This is a genomic window from Methylomonas koyamae (assembly GCF_006483455.1).
In the GTDB taxonomy this organism is placed as follows: domain Bacteria; phylum Pseudomonadota; class Gammaproteobacteria; order Methylococcales; family Methylomonadaceae; genus Methylomonas; species Methylomonas koyamae_B.
On sequence record NZ_PPPU01000005.1, the window covers coordinates 18491 to 43599 of the forward strand.

Genomic DNA, 25109 nt, shown 5'->3' on the forward strand with positions numbered 1-25109 from the left:
TACCGGCATGCTTTGCTCTGGTATATTCGGATTCGGCAACAATATTTGCCTTTACATCGTGCTTAAACTTTAATAAATAAAATTAAAACAAGGGGGAAGGACTATGGCTGAATTGCTTTTCATAGCGACCACTATTTTTGTGGCTTATGTGATATTTGTAGTGCTGGGGGGGAAGAAAGATACGTCGGAAAGCCCGCAAGCCGAGGCAGCAAAACCTGAAGCCGCCAAACCGGCGCCGCAGCCGGAACCAGCCGCCCCGCCCGCCGCCGTCAAAACCGCAGAAAAACCCGCAAAACCAGCCCCCGCCAAACCTTCCGCAAAAACCGCAACCAAGGCCGCTCCGGCCAAACCGGCCACAACCAAACCGGCCGCTAACGCCGACAGCCTGAAAAACCCGAAAACCGGCGAAGTCGCCAAGTTTCCGGCCAGCTACGCCTTTGCCAAACGCTGGATTAAAGATGCACTGGTAGAAGAAGGCCTGCTGGACAAGGTTTACAAGAACAATGAGCTGGACGAGGCCGTCAATGCCAAAATTCAGGCCGCGCTGCAACAGTTAAGAACATTGGACAAATACCAGTAACCACGCAGCGCCTGCGGCAGCCTTGCGGGCGACAGGCTGCCGGCCGCTTATTCCAGGCCGAGTTTCTTCAAGCGGTAACGCAATGAGCGGAAACTCATCCCCAAATATTTGGCTGTCGCCGTTTTGTTCCAGCGGTTTTCTTCCAGGGCCGAACTCAATGCCTTTTTCTCGATATCTTCCAAATAGCTTTCCAGCGACATTTTTTCGGCATTGAAATCTTCGGCCACAGCCAAATCCAAGCCCATCGGTAAATTCAGATCGTCCACCTGAATCACGCCGCCCTCGTGCAACGCCAGAGCTCGCTCCAGAATATTTTCCAACTCGCGGACGTTGCCGGGAAAATAATATTGCTTCAACGCGCTGAGCGCCGCATCGGATAACTCCGGCTTGGCAATGCCGTTGTTACGGGCCAAGCCTTGCAACAGATGTGCGGTCAATTGCGGAATATCGGCCGCCCGCGCCCTTAACGGCGGCAAACTCAACTCGATCACATTGATCCGGTAATACAAGTCCTGCCGAAAACTGCCTTCCTGGACCATTTTGGCTAAATCCCGGTGGGTGGCACTCAGCAGGCGCACATCCACCGGAATCTCGAGTTGCTCGCCAATCGGCCGGATTTTCTTTTCTTGTATCGCTCTCAGTAATTTGACTTGCAGCGCCAACGGCAAATCGGCCACTTCGTCCAAAAACAGGGTGCCGCCGTCCGCAGCTTGGAACAAGCCCTGCTTGTCGCTGACCGCCCCGGTAAAACTGCCTTTTTTATGGCCGAAGAACTCGCTTTCCATCAATTCATGCGGGATCGCACCGCAGTTAATCGCGACAAATGCCTTATCGCTACGGGGGCTTTGCTGATGGATCAACCGCGCCACCAACTCCTTGCCGGAGCCGGATTCGCCGCTGATATATACCGGCGCCTGATTGCGCGCGACCTTATCGATCTTCGAGCGGATATTGCGCATTGGCATCGATTCGCCGAGTAACAAATCACGAGTGCGACGTTCTTTTTCCGCCACCCGGTTCAACGAGATCTGCAAGGCATGACTGACCAACTGCCGCAACACCGCCAGATCGACCGGTTTCGACAGAAAATCGAAAGCGCCTTTTTTCATGGCCTTGATCGCAACATCCATACTGCCGTGGGCCGTAATCACCGCCACCGGCAATTGCAAACCTTGGCTCTGGATGTAATCGACCAGTTCCAGACCGTCGCCATCCGGCAAGCGCATGTCGGTCAGACATAAATCGAAAGATCGGCTGGTTAACCAATGCTTGGCTTCGGCTAGCGTCGCCGCGCAGCAGGTTTGGATTTGCATCCGGTTTAGCGTGATCTCCAATAACTCCCGAATATCGGGTTCGTCATCAACCAACAAAGTAACAGGCATATTCATATTTCAATCGCCGCGCGATCGGCGTTCGCCAATAACAAGGTAAAACAGGATTTTTCGCCGGGGGCGTAATACAACTCCGCCCGATTCAATTCGGCCAATTCCCTGGAGATATAGAGCCCTAGCCCGGTACCCTGGTGAGACGTGGTGAAAAACGGTTCGAACAGATGCTGTAGGTTGTCGGCATTTATCCCCGGACCGTTGTCGATGACGCTGATGTAAGGCGAGCCCTGAGCCATGCCCGCTTCGATCATCAGCGGTCCAGCTTCCGGGCGGCCATACTTCAGCGCGTTGGCGCACAGATTATCCAGAATCTGTTTCAAATGCCCGCCGTCGATGTATGCGCCCAGGCCTTGGGCTTTAAACGACACATTAAATGTGTCTTCTTTCAGCCCCAGATTCAGCCGTTGCTCGCTCAAGTAGGCCGGCAGCCACTGGTCCAGCGCAATTGTCTGCTTATGCGAGGGCGTCCGCCGCGACAGCTTGAGAATATCCTCGATAATACCATTCACCCGCTGGCAATGAACCCGGACGATTTCGGTTAAGCGCAAATCCTGGGCCTCCAGGGCGCGGGACTCGGCCAGCAATTGGCCGGCATGACTGATAGCCGCTAGCGGGTTGCGGATTTCGTGGGCGATACTGGCCGTCAGTCGACCCAAAGAAGCCAGTTTGCTTTGTTGCAGGCGCTGGTTGTACAAGGCGATGTCTTCGAAAATCAGCATATTCAAGGTTTCGCCGTCCATCAGCAGTGCCGAGAACCGGACTTGAATTTCACTTCGATCGGGCAAAGACACGATGGCAAAATCCTGTTCCCGGTGTTCGCGCCACAACTCGAAAGCCTGTTGCAATTGCGGCGAGATGTCGGCCAATGTGGCTGGCTGCCGTTCCAGCCCCAATAAGCGCAATGCCGACTGGTTGGATAACTGGGTCGCCTCACCGTCGTCGACAATCATGATGCCGGATTGTAAATGCTGAATGATGTAGCGGTTCAAGCTTTCCAGCCGGGCGATGGTCTGCGCGTGGCGTTGCGCCAGAATCGCGGCCTGCTCGGCCCGCTGCGCCATTATCACCGACAGAAAAGCGATCGAAAAGAACGCCACGCCAAGCATGCCGGCATAGGTGAGCGTGGTAGTTTCAAACGCCCGAGTCTGAATCGCATACACTTCTTCGGTCAGAATCGCCACACTCGCCAACGCGGCAAACAAGATCGCACACCGCCCGCCGACCAACAGCCCGCCGGCCGCAATCGAAATCGCCAGCAAGATGCCAATGCCGCTACCGACCCCGCCGCTGGCATGCATCATCAGCGTAATCAATACGATATCGGTAAAAATAAACAGTTGGGCCAATCTGGCGTAACCCAAACGCTGTCGAAATGCGATTGGCGCGGCAATCAGCGAAATCGCCAAATAAGCCAAACTGGCGAACTGGTACAATGCGGTGTCGTAAGAGCCGAGTAGGGACGGACCGAAACGCAAATAAAACAGCATTGCGAACAGGCTGGCGGTTACGAAACGGTACAAGGCAAAGATTTTCAGCATCAGCCAAGCCTGCAGACTGGGAATACCGTAACCTTTGGAAAAGGGACAGGGGTATAAAGTATCGGCCGCTGGCATTCGCATTGCCCGTCGTTTTTTCAGGAGTTGGTTAAAATTAGCGTCCGGCAATCATAGCACCAACTCGAAACGCCGCGATGCCCGCCTCAATATGGAGCACCTAGATGAATATTCACGAATACCAGGCGAAACAACTATTTAACGACTTTGCCATCCCGGTTCCGCGCGGATTGGTTGCAGCCAGTGCCGCGGAAGCTGAGGAAGCCGCTCGGCAGTTGGGTGGGGTAAAGTGCGTGGTCAAAGCCCAAGTCCACGCCGGCGCCCGCGGCAAAGCCGGCGGCGTAAAACTGGCCGACAGCCCAGCAGAAGCCGGCCAATTCAGCACAGAGATGCTGGGCAAGCGTTTGGTTACCCACCAGACCGATGCCGCCGGCTTGCCGGTGAACAGCGTCTGGATCGAAGAGGCGTCTGCGATCAAATCCGAGTTTTATTTGAGCCTGCTGCTGGATAGGGAAAGCGAACGCCTGATTTTCATCGCCTCGGCGGCCGGCGGCATGGATATCGAAGCAGTCGCCGCCCAAACCCCGGAAAAAATCGTCAAAGTTCCGGTACATCCGGCGGCGGGACTGCAAGCTTACCAAGGCCGGCAAATCGGCGCCGCACTCGGTTTGGGCAAGGAACAACAGGGCCAACTGCAAACCATATTGAACGGCATGTACCAGTTGTTTCTGGCCAAGGATTGCAGCCAAATCGAGATCAATCCGCTGATCGAAACCGCAGACAGCAGACTGGTCGCCTTGGACGCCAAAATCAATTTCGACGATAACGCAATCGCTTTGCATCCCGACATCGCCGCGCTGCGCGACGCATCGCAGGAAGACGCCAAGGAAGCCGAGGCCAAGCAATTCGATCTGAACTACGTCACGCTGGGCGGCAACATCGGCTGCATGGTCAACGGCGCCGGCCTGGCGATGGCGACGATGGACATGGTGAAACTGAAAGGCGGCGCGCCGGCCAATTTCCTGGACGTCGGCGGCGGCACCAACAAAGACAAGGTCAAAGAGGCCTTCAAACTGATTTTGTCGGACGGCACCGTCAAGGCCGTGCTGGTCAATATTTTCGGCGGCATCGTCAAATGCGATGTGATCGCCGCCGGCATTCTGGCTGCGGTCGAGGAGATGCATTTGACCATTCCGGTCGTGGTGCGCTTGGAAGGCACCAACGTCGAGCAGGGCAAAACCATGTTGAGCCAGTCCGGGCTCGGGCTGGTGCCGGCGGACAATTTGAACCAAGCCGCCGAATTGGCGGTGAAACTGGCGCAGGAGGTGGCCTGATGAGCATTTTGATCGACAAAAACACTAAAGTCATTTGCCAGGGCTTTACCGGCAAACAAGGCACCTTCCACTCCGAACAGGCCCTGGCCTACGGCACCCAACTGGTCGGCGGCGTCACGCCGGGCCGCGGCGGTTCCACTCACCTGGAGCTACCGGTGTTCGATACGGTGGAGCAAGCGGTCAAAGCCACCGGCGCCAATGCGACGATGATCTACGTGCCGCCGTTTTTCGCCGCCGATGCGATTTTGGAAGCGGTCGCGGCCGGCATCGAATTGATCGTCTGCATCACCGAGGGTATTCCGGTACTGCAGATGCTGAAAGTCAAAGCCGCGATGCAAGGCACCCAATCCTTGCTGGTCGGCCCCAACTGCCCCGGCGTGATCACGCCCGGCCAATGCAAGATCGGCATCATGCCCGGCCATATTCACCAGCCCGGCAAAATCGGCATCGTCTCCCGCTCCGGCACCCTGACCTACGAAGCGGTACACCAAACCACCCGCGAAGGCTTGGGCCAGAGCACCTGCGTCGGCATCGGCGGCGACCCGATCCACGGCATGAACTTCATCGACGTGTTGCGCCGGTTCCAGGACGATCCGCAAACCGAGGGCATCGTCATGGTCGGCGAAATCGGCGGTAGCGACGAGGAACAGGCCGCGGAATTCATCAAAGCCCAGGTCACGAAACCGGTGGTCGGTTACATCGCCGGCCAGACTGCACCGCCCGGTAAACGCATGGGCCACGCCGGTGCCATCGTCACCGGCGGCAGCGGCACGGCAGAAGGCAAGGTCGCAGCGATGAAAGCGGCCGGCGTCAGCATGGTCAGTTCGCCGTCGGATATCGGTGCGGCCATGCGGGATTGTTTTTCGAAGTAGCCAATGCCGTTGAAAATCGCGTTAGCCCAACTCAATTTCACCGTCGCCGACATTGCCGACAACGTGGGCAAAATCCTGGCCGCAGCCGAACAAGCCCGCGAGCGGCGAGCCGACATCGTTGTGTTCCCCGAATTGTGCGTGACCGGCTATCCGCCGGAAGACCTGTTACTGCGAGCCGATTTCTTGGCTCAATCGGAACAGGCCGTTCGGCAACTGGTCGCGCAAATTCAAGGCATCGTCGCAGTGATCGGCTTCCCGCGCCGCCGGGATGGCAAGTTGTACAACGCCGCGGCTGCCATCCGCGACGGAGCCATCGTCGCCGAGTACCATAAAACCGCGCTGCCCAACTACGGCGTGTTCGACGAGCAACGCTATTTCGAGCCCGGAACCGGCTGTTGCGTATTCGAAGCCAATGGCCGCAAGTTGGCACTGGCGATCTGCGAGGATGTCTGGCTGCCCGCCACCATGGCCGCTAACCGCGATGCCGGCGCCGACATCGTGCTGGCCTTGAATGCGTCGCCGTTCCACGCCTGCAAGATGCAGCAGCGCGAGGACATCATCTGCAATCATGTCCGCACCGCCGGCATCCCGCTGGTGTACGTCAACCAGATCGGCGGCCAGGACGAACTGATATTCGACGGCGCCTCGTTCGTCGCCGATAAAAGCGGCGAAGTGGTTTATCGCGCGGCGGAATTCGAAGAGCAACTCGATGTAGTCGAATTCGACGGCACTTTGCCGGCCCAAACCGGCATCGTTGCGCTGTACCAGCCCATCGTCAGCGAATACAAGGCCTTGTTGCTTGGGATTCGCGACTACGTGCGCAAGAACGGCTTTCACGGCGCAATTCTGGGCCTGTCCGGCGGCATCGATTCAGCGCTGGTACTGGCACTGGCCGCCGATGCGCTCGGCGCCGACCGGGTGGAGGCGGTGGCAATGCCGTCGCGCTATACCGCCGACATCAGCAACGAAGACGCCAGACTGGAAGCCGAAGCCCTCGGCGTGAAATTCCATACCCTACCGATCGAACCGGCAGTCAACGCCTTCAACCAGATGCTGGCGCCCCTGTTCGCCGGCAGCCGGAAAGACACCACCGAGGAAAATATCCAGGCCCGCTGCCGCGGCGTATTGCTGATGGCCTTATCCAACAAGCAGGGTAAACTGCTGCTGACCACCGGCAACAAGAGCGAAATGAGCGTTGGCTACGCCACGCTTTACGGCGACATGGCCGGCGGTTTTGCGCCGTTGAAGGATGTATCCAAATTGATGGTTTATAAACTGGCCGAATACCGCAACAGCCTGTCGCCGGTGATTCCGGAGCGGGTCATCACCCGGCCGCCGTCGGCCGAACTGGCGCCGGACCAAAAAGACGAAGACTCGCTGCCGCCCTACTCGATCCTGGATCCGATTCTGGCCCTCTACATCGAGCAGGACCAATCAGCCGCAGACATCGTCGCCCTGGGTTATCCGCGCGACGCGGTCGAACGCGCCATCTCGCTGGTCGACCGCAACGAATACAAACGCCGGCAATCGCCGCCGGGCATTCGCATTACGCCTAGAGCCTTCGGCCGCGACCGGCGTTACCCCATTTCATCGGCTTACCGCGGCACCGCCGCGCTTAATCCAACAGCGCCCGACAACGTTAAGGAGTAAATTCATGTCAATATTGCGTACCGTTTTAATCTCTACCGCACTGCTGCTGACGGCTGAGAACGGTCTAGCCCGCGAAATTAATATTCCAGTGCCGATGGAATACCGCTTTATCAAGAGCGTTTTGGTTAACCAACTCTACACCGGCCCGGACGAATCGGTGCGGGCCTGGAAAGACGGCAAACAATGCAGCTATCTGGACCTGGACCATCCGCAAATCAGCGGCGAAAACGGCCAAGTCAAAATCCAGAACAACGTCCAGGCCCGGATCGGCACCGCTTTGGGCGGCAAATGCATGGCGCTGGTGGAATGGTCCGGTATCCTGCAGACCTTTCAGCAACCCACCGTGGACGCTTCGGGAAATGTGCTGAGCTTTCCGGTCACCCAGCTCAACGCGTTCGACCGCAACGGCCAGCCGCTGAATATCAGCCAGTTGCAATCCTTGATCAAGAAAGCCGCCGAACCGAAACTGTCCGGTTTGAAAATCGACTTGAACCAGGTCCGGCCGGACATCGCTAAAGCTCTGGTGCCTTACATCGCCGCCGATCACAGCGAAGACTTGCACGATACGATCAACAGCTTGCGCTTCAACCAAGCCAAGGCCGACGCCAACGGCTTACAAATCAATTTGGGCTACACGGCCGACAACCCGAACCCGAACAACGTCAAACCGGCTGCGGTTCTAACCGAAACCGAATTGAAACAATGGCGCGCGCTGTGGCAGAACTGGCAGGCTTCCCTGGACAAATCGATCGCCACTGCCCAGTTGGGCGGCAATGCCGAGGACACCCGGGCCAAACTGCACGAAGTGTTGCAAAAAGCCGGCACGGCCTTCGAGCAAGGCCTGAGCAGCGAATCGGTCGCCGAGAACGACCCGGTGCGCAAGTTTTTCAACAGCTCGTGGGATACCTTCGCCCCGTTGTTGCGCGACGCCTCCAGCCAATTGCCGGGCGGCGAAAAATTGCGTTACGTCACGCTGATTGCCGCGACCGACTTGATGTACGAATTGGAATCGATCGGCTCACCGTTGGGCCTGGAAGTCTCTTCCAACGGTTTGCGCAAACTGGCCCGCTCTTTGATCGCTCAGGAATCGGTTAAAAACAAGGGCAAGAAAGGCAAGCGCAAAGGCTGATCCGGCGGGTGTCGCCTCCTTGACGCTCGTCAAACCCAGCCTGCAGCCCTGAATAACGCTTTAGTCTGCCGGGTCGCGCCGACATATCTATCTCCACGGGATTAAAGCCCGCACGCTTCCGGCTAGGCTGCGGCGGGCGGTGCATCCCGATCTAGGGCACTTGGACAGCGTTTCCGGTGCCGATAGCCTCCGCCGCTTAACTTGTTTGTTTTAGCGAAAATTTACGTTAAGCTTGCCAGCCAGCCGCACGGAACGCGAGTATCCCAACCCGCAGGGCCGGATCGTCGGTGCCTCGCCCGACAGCTTTCCGGCGCTCGAGAAACTCCAAAGCGAGCGAAACATGCCAGATCACCTGTTCGACATTCACCCGTACATGCCGCACGGCCAATGTTATATGTGGCAAAGCGATCTGCTGATGCTGCACGTGGTGTCCGACGCGCTAATCGTTTTGTCTTATTACTCGATCCCGTTCGCACTGCTCTACATCCTGAAAAAGCGCCTGGACATTCCGTTCAGCTGGATTTACTGGCTGTTCGGCCTGTTCATCTTTCTATGCGGCACGACCCACTTGCTCAGCATCTGGAATGTCTGGATACCGGACTATTGGCTGTCCGGTTTCGTCAAACTGGCAACGGCAATGGTTTCGATCAGCACAGCCGCGTTAGTTTGGCCGTTGGTTCCGAAAATCCTGGCTATCCCCAGCCAAGCGCAATTGGTCGCGGCAAATTCGGCACTGGCCAGGGAGATCGAGAATCACAAAAACACCGAACGCGAGCTGCGCAAACTCACCCTGGCGATGCAATACAGCTCCAGCATGGTGATGGTCACCGATGCGCAAACCCAAATCGAATATTGCAATCCCGCCTTCTACCAGATTACCGGCTACACGGCGGACGAAGTGATCGGGCGCCGAGCCAATCTGCTGAAGTCAGACCTGACCGCCGAAGACACCTACAAGAATCTTTGGACCACCCTGTTGAGCGGCACCGCCTGGCACGGCGAATTTTTGAACCGTAAGAAAAACGGCGAACTGTTTTGGTGCCTGGAATCGATCGCCCCGATCCTGGCCGACGACAACTCGATCAGCCATTTCGTTTCCATCATTCACGACATCAGCGACCGCAAGGATACCGAGGAAATCATTCGCCATATGGCGTACTACGACCCGTTGACCGATCTGGCCAACCGCTCGCTGTTCAACGAACGGCTCGAACAAGCCATCCACCTGGCCAAGCGCAATCCGCAGATCTTTGCGCTGTTCTATCTGGACCTGGACCGTTTCAAAAACATTAACGATACCCTGGGGCATTTGGTCGGCGACAAATTGCTGATCGAAGTCGGGAAACGAATTGCGGCCTGCTTGCGCCAGCAAGAAACCGTCGCCCGCCTCGGCGGCGACGAATTCGCGCTGATCAGTTTGAATCTCACCAGTCCCGCCGACGCCGGCGATATCGCCCAACGCGTGATCAACACCATCAACGAGCCGTATTTCATCGACGACCATCAATTGTTCGTCGGCACCAGCCTCGGTATCAGCGTGTATCCGCAGGACGCCAACACCAGCGAACAATTGCTGAAACACGCCGACGACGCACTGTATCTGGCAAAACAGCACGGCCGTAACACCTTCGAATTCTACAACGCCGCGTCCAACGCCTTATCCCTGCGCCGACTGAACCTGGAAAACCATTTGCGCCACGGCCTGGCCCGCAACGAATTCTCGCTGGTCTACCAACCTCAAGTCGATCTGGCCAGCGGCAGCATCATCGGCTCGGAGGTATTACTACGCTGGACGCCGGCAATCGGCGCCGTCGGTCCGGACGAATTCATCCCGATCGCCGAGAACAGCGGCTTAATCGTCGAAATCGGCGAATGGGTCATACGCACCGCCTGCCGCGACTATATGTGTTCACCGTTGCGGGAGCGCCATTTGTTTTTGGCTATCAATTTGTCGGCGCGGCAGTTCAAGAAAACTTCACTGGTCGACAGTGTGGGCGACATTTTGCGCGAAACGGGTTTTCCGGCCGAACGCCTGGAACTGGAAATTACCGAGAGCATGCTGGTGGACGACATCGAGACCGCCATCAAGCACATGCAAGACTTGAAAAACCTCGGCATTCGTCTGGCGATCGACGATTTCGGCACGGGCTTTTCGTCACTCAGTTATTTGAAACGGTTTCCGGTAGACACGCTGAAAATCGACAAATCCTTCGTCGCCGACATTTACGACAACCAGAACGACGCCTGCATCGTGCGCTCGATCATCGGCTTGGGGCACGGCTTGAATCTGAAAGTCCAAGCCGAAGGCGTCGAAACCGAGCAACAATTGACCTTATTGAAGCAGAACAACTGCGACCGCGGCCAGGGCTATTTCTTCCACAAGCCGCTGCCGATAGACGAATTTCGCCGGCTGTTCGCCCGGTTTTAAGGTTCCGGACGGCCAGACGGCTATCGGGCTTTATCCGTTACGGCAGCGGTAAGGCCCCAGCGGATCGGCGCCCAAAGTACCGACCAGCGATTTCAAATACTCCGGACCCGACACTTGCTGCAGTTTGCGTTGCGCTTGCTGCAATCGTTCCGCCAGCTTCAATTGGCCGACCATGGCCTGATGACTGTTGTCGCGTAAAAATCCCTCCAGATAGCCGACGTGGCGCCGCCACAAAGCCATTTCCCGCTGCTGTTTGAGTTCCAGCCGCTCATGGTACCAATCCGCCGCCAGCAGATACTCGCGGCTAAACATGGCTCTGATCTCCGGATGGTGAGCGTCCTTACCTTCGTAATGGCCGAGCGCCATGATGTGCAGCAGCGCATACAACGGCGGGCAGGCGTCTTCGATGCTGCCGTCGTCCAGATATTGCTGGGCCACCCGCTGCTGAGTCTCGACGATGTTGTTGACGCCGTCGACGAACACCTCCAGGTCTTGCCGCTCCGGTTGCAGGATCTCGTCGGTGAACACCGCGTAAGGATTGTCGAAGATCTTGCCCATCAGGCTATGCACGAAATGGCTGGTGATGCGGTAGCCGAGCCGGCTGGCCATGACCAGTTGACCTTTGTACTCAAAATCGGTCAACGGCTCCAGGTAACCGTGTTGCAACAGGTAATCGGCTTCGCGTTCCTGCCGCGACAAGCGGGCCCAGATTTCCGGAATCAACAAGCTGATGTCGTGGTCGACCCGGGTGTCGGGCCCGATATGACCGGCCGAGCTGGAAAACCCCGGATAGCCGGTCAGGATATAAGACACCAAGGTGTTGTTCAGGTCGGTGATGCCGCGCAAGGCGTTGAACGGGCCTTTGGTCAGCGCGCCCTCGCTGCCGGCGCCGGTGGTCGACGGCGACTTGCCGGTCAGCGAGCTGATGAAGTCCATGAACAGCTCCGGCAACTCCTGGTAATGAATCGGGTTGTACACCGCCAGCGGCCGGATTCCAGGCTCGGGCGGATTGTTGCGCCGGCCGGTCAGCACCGCATCGACCGGATGGCACAAGGGCTGATTCAGCGGAATCTTCCGGTGCAGGCGGGCCCCGACTTCGGCGACATATTTACGCAGCGGCTTGACCACATCGACCCGGGTTTCCAGGTAGCGCGGATTTTTCGAGGGTTTGCCATCCACCAAACGCGGATGCGCGGAAGACACGACAAAGCCCTTGCCGTCCTGATAGGCATCGCTCAACAGGTTTTGCATCGGCGGGGTAAATTTGGAGAAGGTCATCACGTCTTCGACCACCGCGGCCAGTTTTGCCGGATCCAACGGCTCGAAATTAGCCATGAAATTGCCGGGGCCGGACATGTTGGCTTCGGTCTGCTTGTCGTAGCCGGGGATGATCGCATCGTCCGGCCGCTGAAACAGCCGGTATTCGCAGTTGGTGACCAGTTTCAAGCTCATCTGGTAACCGGTATCCGGTAACCACGGCTGTACTGACGTGGTCGGTACCACCACCGAGGCGCTGATATCGTCTTCCATCTGCACTTTCTCGCAGGCGATGTAGTCCTGGCGAACTTTAAACGTACGCCAGCCGCCTTCGGCGTCGAAACCGACCCGCAAATAGGTGGCGACGATCTTCCGCTGGTTCAGTTTCAGCTCGTGGCCCGGCGCACCGTCGATGACATCCACCGACAAATGGTCACGCCAGTGTTCGCCCCACTCCTCGCGGTAAAAACGTTTGATCAGGAACACCAACGCCAGAATGCTGGGCGGAATCGATTTCAGCCAGTTGTTGAACTCCGGGGTGTGATAACTGGACGGCGTCAATAATTTGATCACCGAGCCCAGGCTGCGCTCCGGACTCAGAATCTTGCGGGCCGAATCGCGATCTTCGTGCTCGTAGCCCGGCAGGAAGCGGCCGGTGTAATCCTTGTCGAAAATCGCCTGCACCCGGTCCAGATCGTGCTGCAAGTCGTCGACGAACAACGGCCCGTAAATCACCGCATCCTCGATGGATTTGGAAATTTCCGACTTGCCGCCGCCGGACACGGTACACGGCTTGTGGCAAAAGGTACCTTCGGCGACGGTACCGATCAACCGCCAGGACGGCGCGCCGGGGTGCTTGCACATCTCGATCTTATAGCCGTTGGGCTGCACGTAAATCTTGCCCGGTTGCAGCCGGATGCTATGGCTCTGGCCGTTTCTGATCCAGGTGATTTTCTGGTTGTTCAGGCTCATCCGCAGGTCTTGCGGCACGTAAATGATGTCCGGATATTGCTTGTCGATGGCGTAGCCTTCCGGCTGCATGTCCATGATGGCGCCGTAACGATAAACCATGTCGTCGAAATCATAGCCCGGCTCGCGGGTCAGGCTACCGATGCCGAATTCGTCGCCGTGGTTGAAGCGGCGGAAGGCCAGCGCGCCGCCGGCATGCTCCTCCTCGGCCAAACCGAACAGATTGGCGGCATAGCTGATTTGGGTTTTCACTTCCTTTTTGCAGTAGCCGTAATAGTTGTCGGCGACGAGCGTGACAATGACGCCGGAACGATCGCGGGCGGTCAGTTTAAAGGCCTGGCCGTCGTTATACAGTTCGGCCGGGTTCTGCCAACACATGCCTTCGGCGCGCTGGCGTTCGCTGGCATCATCCCAGTGCGGCAAGCCCAACTGTTTTTTGGTGAGCTTGACCAGATGCGGCGCCAGAATCACGCAGCCGCTGTGGCCGGACCAATGTTCGACGTCCAGCGCCGCGTCGCATTCCGGCAAGGCCGGATTGCCGCCGTTGCCGAAAATACTCTCGACGAAATCGAGGTTGCTGACCAGATTTCCAGGGGCGAAAAAACGGATTTCCATCGATTTTTCGGCTGCAACGCCAGGGATTTCCGGGCAAACCACCGGCCGCAACAGCAAGGAGGCGAACATGCGCGCCGGCTGGGGTTGATTGGCGGTAAACGGCAGGGTCAGCAAGTCTGGCGGCGGATTCAGAGCTTCGGCCAGCATCAAGGCGAAGGTCAGCTTCGGTACCTGTTTTTTGTCGCCGGGCACCGGCAAACCGCCTTCGGCGATATGAAACGAGCCTTGGGTGGTACGGCGGTCGCTGGCCGGATTATGCAACACCCCCTGTTTGACGCGGAAACTGGACACGATTTCGGAACGGAATTCGTCTTCGCCCATCGGCAACGACAATTCTCGCGCTACGCCGTGGCGGTCCAGCTCGAAGGTCATGGTCGGCAACGACGGCACCTTGTCCAGACCGACATCGCCGCAGTAACGGTCGAGAAAATCCTGGATCCGGCGGTCGGCCGGATACAACGAGGAGCTGGCCAATTGCCGGCTTTTTTCCAGGTAGCTGTTCAATAAATCCTGAGCGGTATCCATGAATTGGGCCGACGCGTGATCAATACATGCCGGCTGGCCGCAGGATGCCAGTTTTAAATTGATGTAAAGATGCAATTGGCGTTTCACCGCCTGCTCGTCTTGACCGGCGGGTCCCAGACCCAGCGCTCTGAGTTTATCCATAGCCTCCCCCTTGGAATTTTTTAATTGATGGTAGCGGCATGATATAGCAAACCCCAAGCCGAGGTCAGCAAGCTATCGGCGGTCGTCATCCGCCTCCCGGCAAAACGCCTTACGGCGGCCGAACCTAGGCCGATTTGGCTCGCAGCCGAATATTTTGACTCGCATAAAACTGCGTGATTTGCCGATGCAATTGAGTCATTTAACTTAGATTAATTATTCCGCCTGCACTTTTCTGCCGCCTGATCCGCCTGCGGCCTTGAAAACCGGCACCTATACCGGCGCGGCTCGACTGGCAAATTAATTGCTTCAATCTAACTCCATCTGTTCTCACCGGAGCCCGTCTTGTCCGCTGCCGCCATTCCCGCCGATCAGGTTGCCGCACTATTCCGCGACCATAAGGAAGCGATCGTGCATTTTCTGTTACAGCGCGTCAAATGCCCCGACACGGCACAGGACTTGAGCCAGGAAACCTATTTACGCCTGTTGCGGAAAGACGGGCTGGTCCATACCGACAACCTGAGCGGTTACCTGTTCCGCACCGCCGAGCGGCTGGCAATCGATTTCGTCCGCCACAACCAGCGCCACAGCGCCCGCCAAGAGCCGTTAGCGGAAGACGCCCTTTGCCCGCTGCCGCAACCGGAGGACGCCGCAATCGTCACTCAGCGTTACCGCCGGGTACTGGAAGCGATCGCCGCCTTGCCGGCGCAATGCCGCCACATATTGTTGCTACGCAAGGTAGACGAACTCGGTTACCGCGAAATTGCCGATCGGCTGGGCGTATCCGAAAAAACCGTACAGCGCCAGTTGGTCAAAGCGATGCTGCATTGCCACCAATATTGCCTGGACATGTTGCCTTAGCACCCCACGACCGATACGTCTCAACTCTTGTTTAGCAAAACCGGCTAAACTGACTAAGAGTTAACTCCGTTGACTAACCTGGTACCACCCGATGTCATCAACCTCGCCCTCGCAACGCACTCTGAGGCAGGCCACGACTTGGTTCGTAGCGCTGCAATCAGAGCATGTCGCCGCCGCAGAACGCCAGCAATTCGAGCAATGGCTGGCGGCAAGTGCGGAGCATCGCCGCGCCTTTTGCGAAGTCGAACAAGTTTGGGGCAATCTGGACACGCTGAAGTCGCAAGACTTGGCGGAATTGAACCAGGCCAGATCGGTTCGTCCGCAACGATGGCACCATAGCCGGCAACTCTTGTCCGGGATATTACTGGCGACGGTACTCGGCGGAGCATGGCAGGAATTCTCCACACCAACCACTACTTACCAAACCGGAATCGGCGAACGCCGCACATTGGCGCTGGCGGACGGCTCGCGCTTGGAAATGAACACCGCTACTCGCCTGCGAACCCGCATATCCTGGTTACGCCGAGATATCGAACTGGAGCAAGGCGAAGCGGTATTCGAGGTCGCCCACGAGCGCTGGCGTCCGTTTCGGGTCCATGCCGGGAAACTGCACATTAGCGATATCGGCACGCTGTTCAATGTCCGCCATCAGGATGCCGACGGCACCTCCGTTGCGGTGTTGGAAGGGGAAGTGGAAATGCGGGTCGGCAGCCGTTGGCTGGGAGAACCATTGCGCGCCGGATTCAGCCGCCGCCTCGATCCGGAGGGACACTGGCAGAGGCAGGAAAAAGTCGACGCCGAACCGGTTTTGGCCTGGACCCGCGGCCAGTTATTATTCGACCACACGCCGCTAGCCGACGTAATCAAAGAACTAGAACGCTACCATAGCCTTCACTTCGTGCTCGCCGACGCGTCGCTCGGCCGACAAACCCTAAGCGGACGTTTCGACGCCACCGATCTCCAGCCGTTTCTACAGGCCGTGCAAAGCATATTGCCGCTACGGGTACAACGCAGTAAAGACACTATCGTACTGCACAAACACTAAGCGCAGCCGCTACGCGGAACTCCCCCGAACCAATTTTTTTCGGCAAAACTGTCCAGTTTCCTTGTTCTGCTTCGTTATGAACGGTATGCCCAGGCACAGGTCTGGCCAACCTTCATAAATCAGGAGATGAAAATGACTCTATCAAGCAGTCCAACTGACCGGCAGCGCAGCGGACGCCGCATCGTTTTGCCGATGCTGGCCCTGTCTCTGGCAATCGCCGGCAATACCTGGGCCGGCGCAGCCGTATCGAGCAAACTCGATCTGCCGGCCCAAAGCCTCGCCGCCAGCCTGGACAGTTTGGCAAAGACCAGCGGCGCCAAATTGATCTACGCCGACTCGATCGTCAACGGCATTCAAGCCGATGCGCTGCGCGGCGAATTCACCGTACAGCAAGCGCTGGACCGGTTGCTGCATAAACACGGGCTGCAGTCGGAGATTGTCGGCGGCGTGATTACCATCAAGAAGGCCCCACCGGCGCCGAAACCGCAAGCCATCCGCGACGATTCGATCATCTCGCTCGGCGAAGTTACGGTCAACGAACAGCCGGACAACGGCAAATTGACTAGCAAGGACATCGCGACATCAGTCGACATCATGTACGCCGACAAGATCGCCGACCAGAACGTATTGACCGCATTCGACTTAATGCATCGGATGCCGGGCATCCAAATCACCCAATTCGGCCAAGGCACCACCACCGGCAAATTTTCCTTCCGCGGCTTCAATGGAGAGGGCAATATCAATGCCGTCAAGCTATTGATCGATGGCATCCCCAGCAACACCAATGACGGTAACATGCCGTTTATCGACGCGTTATTTCCGCTGGACATCGAATCGATAGAAGTCGTGCGGGGTACCAACGACCCGCGCTATGGCCTGCATAACATCGCCGGCAACGTCAACATGACCACCACCACCGGTGGTAATTATGTCAAAGGCCGAGTTAGCTACGGCAGTTTCGATACTCACGATATTCAATCCGGATTGGGTTATGAAAAGGACGGTTTCTCGCAAAACTACCAGGTTTCGTACCGTGCTAGCGACGGTTATCGCGATCACAGCGACACCGACAAAAACAGCTTTTCCGGGAAATGGTTCTATACCCCTGAGGACAAAAAATACAAAGTCGGTTTGATAGCTCGCTGGAGCGAAGCCGACGCCCAAGAACCCGGCTACCTCACCTACCAAGAACAATATGCCAATCCTGAGCAATCGATGCCCCGAAACGCTACCGACGGCGGCAAACGCCAATTGGGCCAAGTCAGCGCGCACCTGGATATCAACTTAACCGATCAGTTGTTTTGGTCGACTAAAGGCTATAGCAATACGTTTGAAGATCAACGATTTGTGAAATTTTACGGCAATAGCCCCACATCACCTTTTCAGCAAGAACGCACTACCGAAGAAGTACAGTATGGCGCGATGACCTCGCTGACCTACCACCCGCAAATTTCCTGGTTAAACGATTTTTCCCTGGAAGGCGGTTTCGATTTTCAACAACAAGAAAACAAGTCGCTACGTTTCACCACAATCAATACAGTCAGAAGAGCCCAAACTAGAGATCAGAACTTTAATTTCTTGGTTTACGGCGGCTATCTGCAAGCCGTGATAAAACCAACTGCATGGTTAAAAATCACTCCTGGTTATCGGGCAGATCAGATTGACGGTAGTTTCATCAACCGAATGGAGGGCAGTACAGCAAATGTCAACGATTACGGCACGATTTCACAGCCAAAAATCGGCGCAGTGATCACCCCGATCGATGGTTACAGTCTTTACGGTAACTGGGGACGTACTTTCCAAGTAGGGGTAGGCGCCGCCACCTACAAAATTGCACGGGGAGCTACTGACATTGCGCCATCAATCAACGAAGGCTGGGAGGTCGGTGTCAAACTTAAACCTGTCGACTGGGCGGAGGCTCGTGTCGCTTACTGGCGACAAGACGCAACCAACGAGTCCAGCCGAGTTTTAAACAGCGCCCAAAATGATTCCATATCCATTGGCTCCACCGAACGCCAAGGAGTCGACCTGGAATTCAAAATCAGCCCAATCGAACCGGTCAACATTTGGGCAGCTTATTCATTACAAGAAGCTATCGTTACCAAAGCTCCCAACGCTAGTTACCGAATCGGCAACCAGATCATCAACACGCCAGATTACTTATTCTCTGCGGGCCTGGATTACCAGATCACTCGGCAGATCAGGTCATCACTGTGGACTACTGGCCAGGGAGACTATTACATCGATCCGCAAAACAATTTGGATAATTTTGGCGAATATGCCACTCTCAACCTGGACCTTGGATACCAAGTTACCAAAGAAGTTGACTTACAGTTCCAAGTCAAAAACTTGGCAGATGTTAATCGTGAATACGTGTGGTACGACGCTACGGGCGGAGCGCTGTACTCACCTGGCGACGGTCGCGCTTTCTACGGCGCAGTCAGTGTCAAGTTCGACTACTAAAACATGGCTGCGCCAGCTTTAACAGCCAAAAGGAAACAGACCGCCCGCCAGCTTTGGTTGGCGGTCCATCTTCATTTGGGTCTGAGCTTGGGCTTGGTTATTGCAGTCGCCGGTCTGACCGGCAGCCTGTTGGTGTTCTATCTGGATCTCGACGAATGGCTGAATCCGCAATTGGTAATCGCCCAGCCCAATGCACAGCGGCAAAGCTACGAAGCCCTGTACCAGGCTTTACGCCAGGCGGAACCTGGCCGGCAACGCGGCTGGCGCCTGGAAATTCCTGCAGACCCGCACCGCGCCGTCACCGCCCGCTATTACAAACCGGAAGAAACCGCCCACCACGGTTTCGCCCCTTTGATGGTTTCGCTGGACCCTTACACCGGCCAGGTGCTGGCGAACCGCTTTTGGGGCGAGTTTGCGATGACCTGGCTGTACGACCTGCATTACAAACTGTTACTGGACGAGCCCGGTAAAATTTTGATGGCGATTGTCGGCGGCTTTTTGTTGATTTCGCTGATCTCCGGCCTCTACCTGTGGTGGCCGCCGCTAAGCAAACTAAAAACCGCGCTGACGGTTAAGGCCAAGGCCAGCAAGGAAAGGCTGAATTACGATCTGCATAAATTGGCGGGTTTTTACACTTTCATCGTGATGCTGGTTTTGGCGCTGAGCGGCGTTGCCCTGGAAATCCCACAATACGCCAATCCGCTGTTCGGCTATTTTTCGCCCCTGCAGCCCACGCCCAAACCGCAATCTTTCCCGGCCCGCGCCGGACAGCAGCGGATAAGCCTCGATCAAGCCGTCGCCGCCGGCCAGTCGGTTTTTCCCGACGCCCGCTTGTGCTGGATCGAAACTCCGCACGATGCTGGCGGCAGTTTCCGCATCAATCTGCGCCAAGACGGCGAGCCCAGCCAACGCTTCCCGAAAACCAATGTCTGGGTGGATCAATACAGCGGCCGAGTATTGGCGGTCAGCAATCCCGCCGAGCTGGGCGGTTCCGACACGCTGATCAATTGGCTGCATCCCTTGCATACCGGCGAAGCCTTCGGTTTGACCGGACAATTGCTGGTGTTGATTTCCGGATTGGCCTGTCCGCTGCTGTTCGTCACCGGCCTGATTCGCTGGCTGCAAAAACGCCAAGCCCGTCACAAATTCAAACTGCGCAGCAGCATCTGACCCGAAAGCCGCCGGTTTTTGCTATTTTGCCGATCGGTGCCCGCGGAGAGCGATTTCGGCGCCAAGATTGGCACTACGATACGGTAGAGCGTGGTTTTCCGGGCCGATCCCGGTAAAAATCCACCACTCGGCCAGTCGAATCCATCCAACCCGCCACGAAATCCGCCTTTGTCGAAATTGAAATTTCTGATTAAATAATATCGTCAAACGCTTACACAACCTTCCTGGAGCAAAGTAATAACTTGAGCCGCCTGCCTAAGCCCCGTTTCGCCCTGATATCCCTGGCTTGCCTGATGCTGCAGAGCCCGTTTGCGGCCGCCCGCTATGCGGCCATTGTAATCGACGCCGACAGCGGCCGGGTAATACACGAGAATGAATCCACCCAGCGCTGGTATCCGGCCTCGCTGACCAAAGTCATGACCATGTACATGACGTTTGCCGCGCTGGAATCCGGCAACCTGAAACTAACCGATACGGTTTACGCATCGAAACACGCCGCATCTATGCCCAGTTCCAAATTGGGCTTGCGCACCGGGCAAAGCCTGACCGTCGAACAAGCCATCATGGCCGTCACCACCCGCTCGGCCAACGATGCGGCGGTGGTGTTGGCGGAAAGATTGGGCGGAACCGAATCCAATTTCGCGGCGATGATGACGCAAACCGCCCACCGCCTGGGCATGAGCAGCAGTTCGTTCGAAAACGCCAGCGGCCTGCCGGACGACGGCCAAATCAGCAGCGCCCGCGACCTGGCATTGTTATCGGCGGCGGTGCTGCGCGATTTCCCGCAGTATTACCATTACTTTTCGGCCACCGAATTCCGTTACAAAGGCCGGGTAATGCCGAATACCAACAAGATCCTGAAAACCTACCCCGACGCCGACGGCTTCAAAACCGGTTTTACCTGCGGCTCCGGTTATAACCTGATCGCTTCGGCCAAACGCAACGGCCACCGGATCATCGGCGTACTGCTCGGCGCCCACAGCAGCGGCGAACGTTTCGAGCAAATGGGCAACCTGTTGGATATGGGCTTTGCCAAGAGCGGCAACAGCCAGTTGGGCGAACACATCTCGCAATTGCACGATACCGCGCAATTGCCGCCGCCGTTTCAATTGGCATCTAACCGTTGCGCCGGCAGTGCCGCGCAAATGGGCGCAGACTCCGGCGCCATCAGCCGTTACGAACCGATTCGGATCAACGAAACGCCGGAAAGCCGCGAGCGCCGGCTGCTGGCGGCAAACAAGCCGCAGCCCCGCTATAGCGCCGCATCATGGAACGTCAGCCTGGGCAGCTTTCCGCGCAAAATCGATGCCGACATCAACCTGCAGCGGGTCCGCAACGCATTAGGCCCGTTGGCAAAAAGCGGCCAACCGCGTATCGTCAAGAGCAAAAACAAAAGAGGCACCGTCTGGCTCAGCCAATGGACCGGCCTGCAACAGGACGACAGCCGCGATTTCTGCCGCCGCCTGCACGGCAAAAATCTGGATTGCAGCTCCTTTCCGCAACCTAAACAAACCGTGGCTGCGACCGGCAACCACGGCAAAATCGGTCACCGCAACCGCTCCAAGTCTTAACCGGCCGCCGCTCAGCTCAGTAATGCGGCGGCTTTTCGTCGAGCGGCAGTAACGGCCGCTCGGCCATGCTCAGCGCCAAACTCTTAATCTTGTCGTGCAGCAACTTGCAGGTCTCCTCCAATTTGCCGATCTGTTTTTGCTGGTCGGCCACCACTTGGTTCAAAGCCTGAATCAGGTCTTCCTGATACGCTTGCTTAATCTCCAATTCGATAATGCGTTCTTCGTTCATAACGGCCTAAAGCTGCAAGTAATGGCACATTCTAATCGAATTTGATCGCGGTTTTACGCCTGCGCACTCGCACCGCCCCGCCAAACTCGCTATCATTGCCCACCACATCAACACAGCGAGGATGCAACCATGACAACCATTGCAGATCCGGTCATCGGCCGTTGGTATAAAGATTTGGAAAGCAATCTTACTTTCAAGGTAGTGGCGATCGAAGGAGCCGACGAATCGATCGAAGTGCAATACGCCAACGGCGATTTAGGCGAGTACGATAACGAGTCGTGGTATGGCTCGACCATCGATTACATCGAAGATCCGGACGACTGGAGCGCACCGTTCGACGATCTGGAAGCCGACGATCTCGGCTATACCGATCCGGACCGCCACAGCCGGGCCGATTCGGAAGATTTGGATATCAGCGACTTTTTGGATTAAACACGACCTTATGAGAATGACCCCGCAACAGTTTTTGGACTGGGAGTCCAAAAGCATCACCCTGTTAGCCATGTCCGGCGCCGGCAAAACCACGCTATCGGCCAAACTGCCCAAAGACAAATGGTTCCATTATTCCGGCGACTACCGGATCGGCACCAAATACCTGGAAGAACCGATATTGGACAACATCAAACAGCAAGCGATGGGCGTGCCGTTTTTGCGGGACCTGCTTAAGTCCGACTCGATCTATATTTGCAGCAACATCACCGTCGACAATCTGGCGCCGGTATCCAGCTTCCTCGGCAAAATCGGCGACCCCGGCAAAGGCGGCTTGAGCCAGGCCGAATTCAAGCGCCGCCAGGCCCTGCACCATCAAGCCGAAATCGCGGCGATGAACGACGTGCCGGATTTCATCCATAAAGCCGAAGCCATCTACGGCTACAAGCATTTCATCAACGACGCCGGCGGCAGCGTCTGCGAACTGGATTGCCCGGAAGTGCTGGAAAACCTGGCCAAGCATACGCTGATCGTTTACATCAAAATTCCGCCGGCATTGGAACAGACCATCATCGACCGCGCCAAGCAAGATCCGAAACCGCTGTATTACCGGCCGGAATTCGTCGATGAAAAGCTGGCGCAATTCATGCGCGAACGCAACTACCAGAACACCGACCAGATTCCGCCGGACGAATTCGTCAGCTGGGTGTTTCCGGAATTGTTCAAGGCCCGGGTGCCGCGTTACGAGGCAATCGCCGCCCAGTACGGTTACACGATCAGCGCCGACGAAACCGCCAAAGTGCAAACCGAGGACGATTTCGTCCAACTGATCGCCGCGGCGATCGCCCGCCAAAGCGCTTGAGCGGCCCACTGACATGCCTTTAGTTGCTCATACCGAATTACCGACTTTCCGCCGCTTGCAGGAAGAAGGCGAAGAGATTCTGACGCCGGACCGCGCCGCCCACCAATCCATCCGCGAATTGCACATCGGCCTGTTGAACATCATGCCGGATGCCGCGCTGGAAGCCACCGAACGCCAGTTTTTCCGTCTGGTCGGCGCCTGCAACCAAATTGCCCAGTTCCACGTCCACCCGTTTACCATCGACGGCCTGGAGCGCGGCCCGGAAACTCTGGCGCATATCGCCAAGTATTACGAAAGCTTCGAACAGATCAAACGCGACGGCCTGGACGCCTTGATCATCAGCGGCGCCAACGTCACCCACGACCATTTACAGGAAGAGGATTTTTGGCGGCCGCTGACCGAAGTGTTCGAGTGGGCCAAGGAAAACGTCACTTCGGTGCTCTGTTCCTGCCTCGCCACCCATGCTCTGATTCAGCATTGTTACGGTATCGAACGCACCCGGCTGCCGGCCAAGCGTTGGGGGGTCTACTCGCACAAGGTGGTCGATCGCAACCACCCGCTGGTATCCGAAATCAATACCCGCTTCGATGTACCGCATTCTCGGTTCAACGAGGTTTTCCGTAGCGACATGGAAAAACAAGGCTTGAAGGTATTAGTCGCCAGCGACCAGGCCGGCGTACATTTGGCGGTCAGCCCGGACGGCTTCCGGATCGTGTTCTTCCAGGGCCATCCGGAGTACGACGACATCAGCTTGTTGAAGGAATATAAACGCGAGGTACTGCGCTATTACCGCGCCGAACGCGACGATTATCCGCCCTATCCGGAACACTATTTCGACGAAACGGCGAAACGCCTGCTGGCCGACTACGCCAGCCACGTCCAGGCCGCCCGCCACGGCGGCCGGCAGCTAACGGCAATGCCGGAGGAGCAAATCGTCGAACGTCTGGACATCACCTGGCGCGACTCGGCCAAAGCCGTATTCAACAACTGGCTGGGCAAGGTCTACCAAATCACCAACGAAGACCGCCGACTGCCGTTCATGGACGGCGTCGATCCGCGCAATCCGCTGGGCCTGTGATGCACCAGGACTTTCTGCATCAAGCGGTAGAACTGGCTTGCTTCAACGTCAGCAACGGCGGCGGCCCGTTCGGCGCGCTGATCGTGCGAGACCAGCGCATCATCGCCGCCAGCGGCAATCGCGTCACCGAGAACATGGACCCGACCGCCCATGCCGAGGTTCTGGCGATCCGCCAAGCCTGCCAGTATTTGCAAGACTTTCAATTGAAACACTGCGTGCTCTACACCAGTTGTGAACCCTGCCCGATGTGTCTGGGCGCGATTTATTGGTCCCGGCTGGACGCAGTCTATTTCGCCAGTAGTCGCGACGATGCCGCCCAAGCCGGCTTTGACGACAGCCTGATTTACACTGAAATCGACAAACCTGCCGAGCAGCGCCAGATCGTTATGCGGCATCTGCCGCTCGAATCTGCCGCGGAACCGTTCCGCTTATGGCAAATCCAGACCGATAAAATCCGCTACTGAGCCGCTGCCGGAACTGCCGGCTTGGCCGCAGCCTCTTCACCCTTGATTTTGATCAACCAGCCGTCCTGCCCCCAGCAGCCGGACTCGACTTTGCTTTCGGCCGATTTGGCCATGACGTGGATCCGGGCGAATCCCGGACTGAGTTGCGGCAATTTGGATTTAACGAAATAAAAAGTCTTTTTATCGACCACCTCGACCTTCATTTTCTCGCCGCGGGCCTCGGCACTGATGGACAACGGATCGGCATTGTGCGAGACATGGAACGACATATCGACCCCAGCATCGACTTCGGCCTTATGTTCGGGTACGAAATCGCGAAATTTGGGCCGTTTGCATTCCTTTAACCGTTCCTCCTCCTCCGGTGTCAGCGCCAACGCCACACTCGAAAAAACCATCGCGCCCAACAGCAGCGCGCTTTTCCAGCGAATCGACAAATTCATGACTAGCCTCTTGTTGTTATTGTTGTTGTAATGTTGGAAGCGCCCGACAAAACGGCGCA

General features: G+C 56.8%; 20 protein-coding genes. 15 read left to right on the forward strand and 5 right to left on the reverse strand.

The features are described from left to right. The first annotated feature begins 103 nt into the window (after window positions 1–103). On the forward strand, window positions 104–580 hold the full coding sequence (locus C2U68_RS01815; RefSeq protein WP_140910801.1) for a hypothetical protein: 477 nt from the start codon (window positions 104–106) through the stop codon (window positions 578–580). Window positions 581–627: 47 nt separating this feature from the next. Here the strand turns inward: C2U68_RS01815 and C2U68_RS01820 are convergent, their stop codons facing one another. Both C2U68_RS01820 and C2U68_RS01825 read right to left on the reverse strand, forming a co-directional pair. Further along, complete coding sequence (locus C2U68_RS01820; RefSeq protein ID WP_140910802.1) at window positions 628–1968, reverse strand: sigma-54-dependent transcriptional regulator; 1341 nt, start codon at window positions 1966–1968, stop codon at window positions 628–630. After that, on the reverse strand, window positions 1965–3581 hold the full coding sequence (locus C2U68_RS01825) for a sensor histidine kinase (RefSeq protein ID WP_313901395.1): 1617 nt from the start codon (window positions 3579–3581) through the stop codon (window positions 1965–1967). The genes C2U68_RS01820 and C2U68_RS01825 overlap by 4 nt, the downstream gene beginning before the upstream one ends. Window positions 3582–3685: 104 nt before the next feature. Here C2U68_RS01825 and sucC point away from each other — a divergent pair, with 104 nt between their 5' ends. The 5 genes from sucC (at window position 3686) to C2U68_RS01850 (ending at window position 10934) form a co-directional block, all read left to right on the forward strand. After that, complete coding sequence (gene sucC, locus C2U68_RS01830; protein ID WP_140910803.1) at window positions 3686–4855, forward strand: ADP-forming succinate--CoA ligase subunit beta; 1170 nt, start codon at window positions 3686–3688, stop codon at window positions 4853–4855. Then, a complete protein-coding gene (gene sucD, locus C2U68_RS01835) occupies window positions 4855–5727 on the forward strand; it encodes a succinate--CoA ligase subunit alpha (RefSeq protein ID WP_140910804.1) in 873 nt (290 codons plus the stop codon). Before sucC ends, sucD begins: the two co-directional genes overlap by 1 nt. A 3-nt stretch (window positions 5728–5730) precedes the next feature. Next, entirely contained in the window at window positions 5731–7377 is a 1647-nt protein-coding gene (locus C2U68_RS01840; protein ID WP_140910805.1) for an NAD+ synthase, read from the forward strand. 4 nt (window positions 7378–7381) lie between these two features. After that, complete coding sequence (locus C2U68_RS01845; RefSeq protein ID WP_140910806.1) at window positions 7382–8506, forward strand: hypothetical protein; 1125 nt, start codon at window positions 7382–7384, stop codon at window positions 8504–8506. A gap of 340 nt (window positions 8507–8846) precedes the next feature. Beyond that, window positions 8847–10934: a putative bifunctional diguanylate cyclase/phosphodiesterase gene (locus tag C2U68_RS01850; RefSeq protein ID WP_140910807.1), complete on the forward strand. Its 2088-nt coding sequence runs from the start codon at window positions 8847–8849 to the stop codon at window positions 10932–10934. Between the two features lie 30 nt (window positions 10935–10964). Here the strand turns inward: C2U68_RS01850 and C2U68_RS01855 are convergent, their stop codons facing one another. After that, window positions 10965–14441: a hypothetical protein gene (locus tag C2U68_RS01855; RefSeq protein ID WP_140910808.1), complete on the reverse strand. Its 3477-nt coding sequence runs from the start codon at window positions 14439–14441 to the stop codon at window positions 10965–10967. Between the two features lie 342 nt (window positions 14442–14783). Here C2U68_RS01855 and C2U68_RS01860 point away from each other — a divergent pair, with 342 nt between their 5' ends. The 5 genes from C2U68_RS01860 (at window position 14784) to C2U68_RS01880 (ending at window position 21548) form a co-directional block, all read left to right on the forward strand. Further along, a complete protein-coding gene (locus tag C2U68_RS01860) occupies window positions 14784–15299 on the forward strand; it encodes an RNA polymerase sigma factor (protein WP_140910809.1) in 516 nt (171 codons plus the stop codon). A 91-nt stretch (window positions 15300–15390) separates the two neighbouring features. Continuing rightward, window positions 15391–16344 (forward strand): FecR family protein, encoded by a 954-nt coding sequence (locus C2U68_RS01865; RefSeq protein WP_140910810.1) that lies wholly within the window; start codon window positions 15391–15393, stop codon window positions 16342–16344. A 132-nt stretch (window positions 16345–16476) separates the two neighbouring features. Beyond that, complete coding sequence (locus C2U68_RS01870; RefSeq protein WP_260839174.1) at window positions 16477–18807, forward strand: TonB-dependent receptor domain-containing protein; 2331 nt, start codon at window positions 16477–16479, stop codon at window positions 18805–18807. Between the two features lie 57 nt (window positions 18808–18864). Beyond that, window positions 18865–19977: a PepSY-associated TM helix domain-containing protein gene (locus C2U68_RS01875; protein ID WP_260839175.1), complete on the forward strand. Its 1113-nt coding sequence runs from the start codon at window positions 18865–18867 to the stop codon at window positions 19975–19977. Window positions 19978–20219: 242 nt separating this feature from the next. Continuing rightward, window positions 20220–21548 (forward strand): D-alanyl-D-alanine carboxypeptidase family protein, encoded by a 1329-nt coding sequence (locus C2U68_RS01880; protein ID WP_260839176.1) that lies wholly within the window; start codon window positions 20220–20222, stop codon window positions 21546–21548. A 16-nt stretch (window positions 21549–21564) separates the two neighbouring features. Here C2U68_RS01880 and C2U68_RS01885 read toward each other — a convergent pair whose 3' ends face one another. Next, a complete protein-coding gene (locus C2U68_RS01885; RefSeq protein ID WP_140910813.1) occupies window positions 21565–21777 on the reverse strand; it encodes a SlyX family protein in 213 nt (70 codons plus the stop codon). 129 nt (window positions 21778–21906) lie between these two features. Between C2U68_RS01885 and C2U68_RS01890 the strand changes: the two genes are divergently transcribed. The 4 genes from C2U68_RS01890 to C2U68_RS01905 are packed head-to-tail and all read left to right on the forward strand — an operon-like array spanning window position 21907 to window position 24610. After that, window positions 21907–22209 carry a DUF6763 family protein gene (locus tag C2U68_RS01890; protein ID WP_140910814.1) on the forward strand — a complete coding sequence of 101 codons (303 nt, stop codon included), beginning with the start codon at window positions 21907–21909 and terminating at the stop codon, window positions 22207–22209. Window positions 22210–22219: 10 nt separating this feature from the next. Then, window positions 22220–23068, forward strand: a complete 849-nt coding sequence (locus C2U68_RS01895) for an ATPase (RefSeq protein WP_140910815.1) — start codon at window positions 22220–22222, stop codon at window positions 23066–23068. Between the two features lie 13 nt (window positions 23069–23081). Beyond that, window positions 23082–24146: a homoserine O-succinyltransferase gene (locus tag C2U68_RS01900; RefSeq protein WP_140910816.1), complete on the forward strand. Its 1065-nt coding sequence runs from the start codon at window positions 23082–23084 to the stop codon at window positions 24144–24146. Continuing rightward, window positions 24146–24610 carry a nucleoside deaminase gene (locus C2U68_RS01905; protein WP_140910920.1) on the forward strand — a complete coding sequence of 155 codons (465 nt, stop codon included), beginning with the start codon at window positions 24146–24148 and terminating at the stop codon, window positions 24608–24610. The genes C2U68_RS01900 and C2U68_RS01905 overlap by 1 nt, the downstream gene beginning before the upstream one ends. Here the strand turns inward: C2U68_RS01905 and C2U68_RS01910 are convergent. Next, the gene (locus C2U68_RS01910; RefSeq protein WP_140910817.1) at window positions 24604–25050 is read right to left on the reverse strand and encodes a hypothetical protein; all 447 of its coding nucleotides are present in this window, start codon (window positions 25048–25050) and stop codon (window positions 24604–24606) included. The two genes, C2U68_RS01905 and C2U68_RS01910, sit on opposite strands and share 7 nt — an antisense overlap. Window positions 25051–25109: the final 59 nt, after the last annotated feature.

Excerpts from the sequence above, each read along its gene's own strand:
- C2U68_RS01815 (WP_140910801.1), top strand. The coding sequence starts at position 104 with ATGGCTGAATTGCTTTTCATAGCGACCACTATTTTTGTGGCTTATGTG.
- C2U68_RS01820 (WP_140910802.1), bottom strand. The coding sequence starts at position 1,968 with ATGAATATGCCTGTTACTTTGTTGGTTGATGACGAACCCGATATTCGG.
- C2U68_RS01825 (WP_313901395.1), bottom strand. The coding sequence starts at position 3,581 with ATGCCAGCGGCCGATACTTTATACCCCTGTCCCTTTTCCAAAGGTTAC.
- sucC (WP_140910803.1), top strand. The coding sequence starts at position 3,686 with ATGAATATTCACGAATACCAGGCGAAACAACTATTTAACGACTTTGCC.
- sucD (WP_140910804.1), top strand. The coding sequence starts at position 4,855 with ATGAGCATTTTGATCGACAAAAACACTAAAGTCATTTGCCAGGGCTTT.
- C2U68_RS01840 (WP_140910805.1), top strand. The coding sequence starts at position 5,731 with ATGCCGTTGAAAATCGCGTTAGCCCAACTCAATTTCACCGTCGCCGAC.
- C2U68_RS01845 (WP_140910806.1), top strand. The coding sequence starts at position 7,382 with ATGTCAATATTGCGTACCGTTTTAATCTCTACCGCACTGCTGCTGACG.
- C2U68_RS01850 (WP_140910807.1), top strand. The coding sequence starts at position 8,847 with ATGCCAGATCACCTGTTCGACATTCACCCGTACATGCCGCACGGCCAA.
- C2U68_RS01855 (WP_140910808.1), bottom strand. The coding sequence starts at position 14,441 with ATGGATAAACTCAGAGCGCTGGGTCTGGGACCCGCCGGTCAAGACGAG.
- C2U68_RS01865 (WP_140910810.1), top strand. The coding sequence starts at position 15,391 with ATGTCATCAACCTCGCCCTCGCAACGCACTCTGAGGCAGGCCACGACT.
- C2U68_RS01870 (WP_260839174.1), top strand. The coding sequence starts at position 16,477 with ATGACTCTATCAAGCAGTCCAACTGACCGGCAGCGCAGCGGACGCCGC.
- C2U68_RS01885 (WP_140910813.1), bottom strand. The coding sequence starts at position 21,777 with ATGAACGAAGAACGCATTATCGAATTGGAGATTAAGCAAGCGTATCAG.
- C2U68_RS01890 (WP_140910814.1), top strand. The coding sequence starts at position 21,907 with ATGACAACCATTGCAGATCCGGTCATCGGCCGTTGGTATAAAGATTTG.
- C2U68_RS01895 (WP_140910815.1), top strand. The coding sequence starts at position 22,220 with ATGAGAATGACCCCGCAACAGTTTTTGGACTGGGAGTCCAAAAGCATC.
- C2U68_RS01900 (WP_140910816.1), top strand. The coding sequence starts at position 23,082 with ATGCCTTTAGTTGCTCATACCGAATTACCGACTTTCCGCCGCTTGCAG.
- C2U68_RS01905 (WP_140910920.1), top strand. The coding sequence starts at position 24,146 with ATGCACCAGGACTTTCTGCATCAAGCGGTAGAACTGGCTTGCTTCAAC.
- C2U68_RS01910 (WP_140910817.1), bottom strand. The coding sequence starts at position 25,050 with ATGAATTTGTCGATTCGCTGGAAAAGCGCGCTGCTGTTGGGCGCGATG.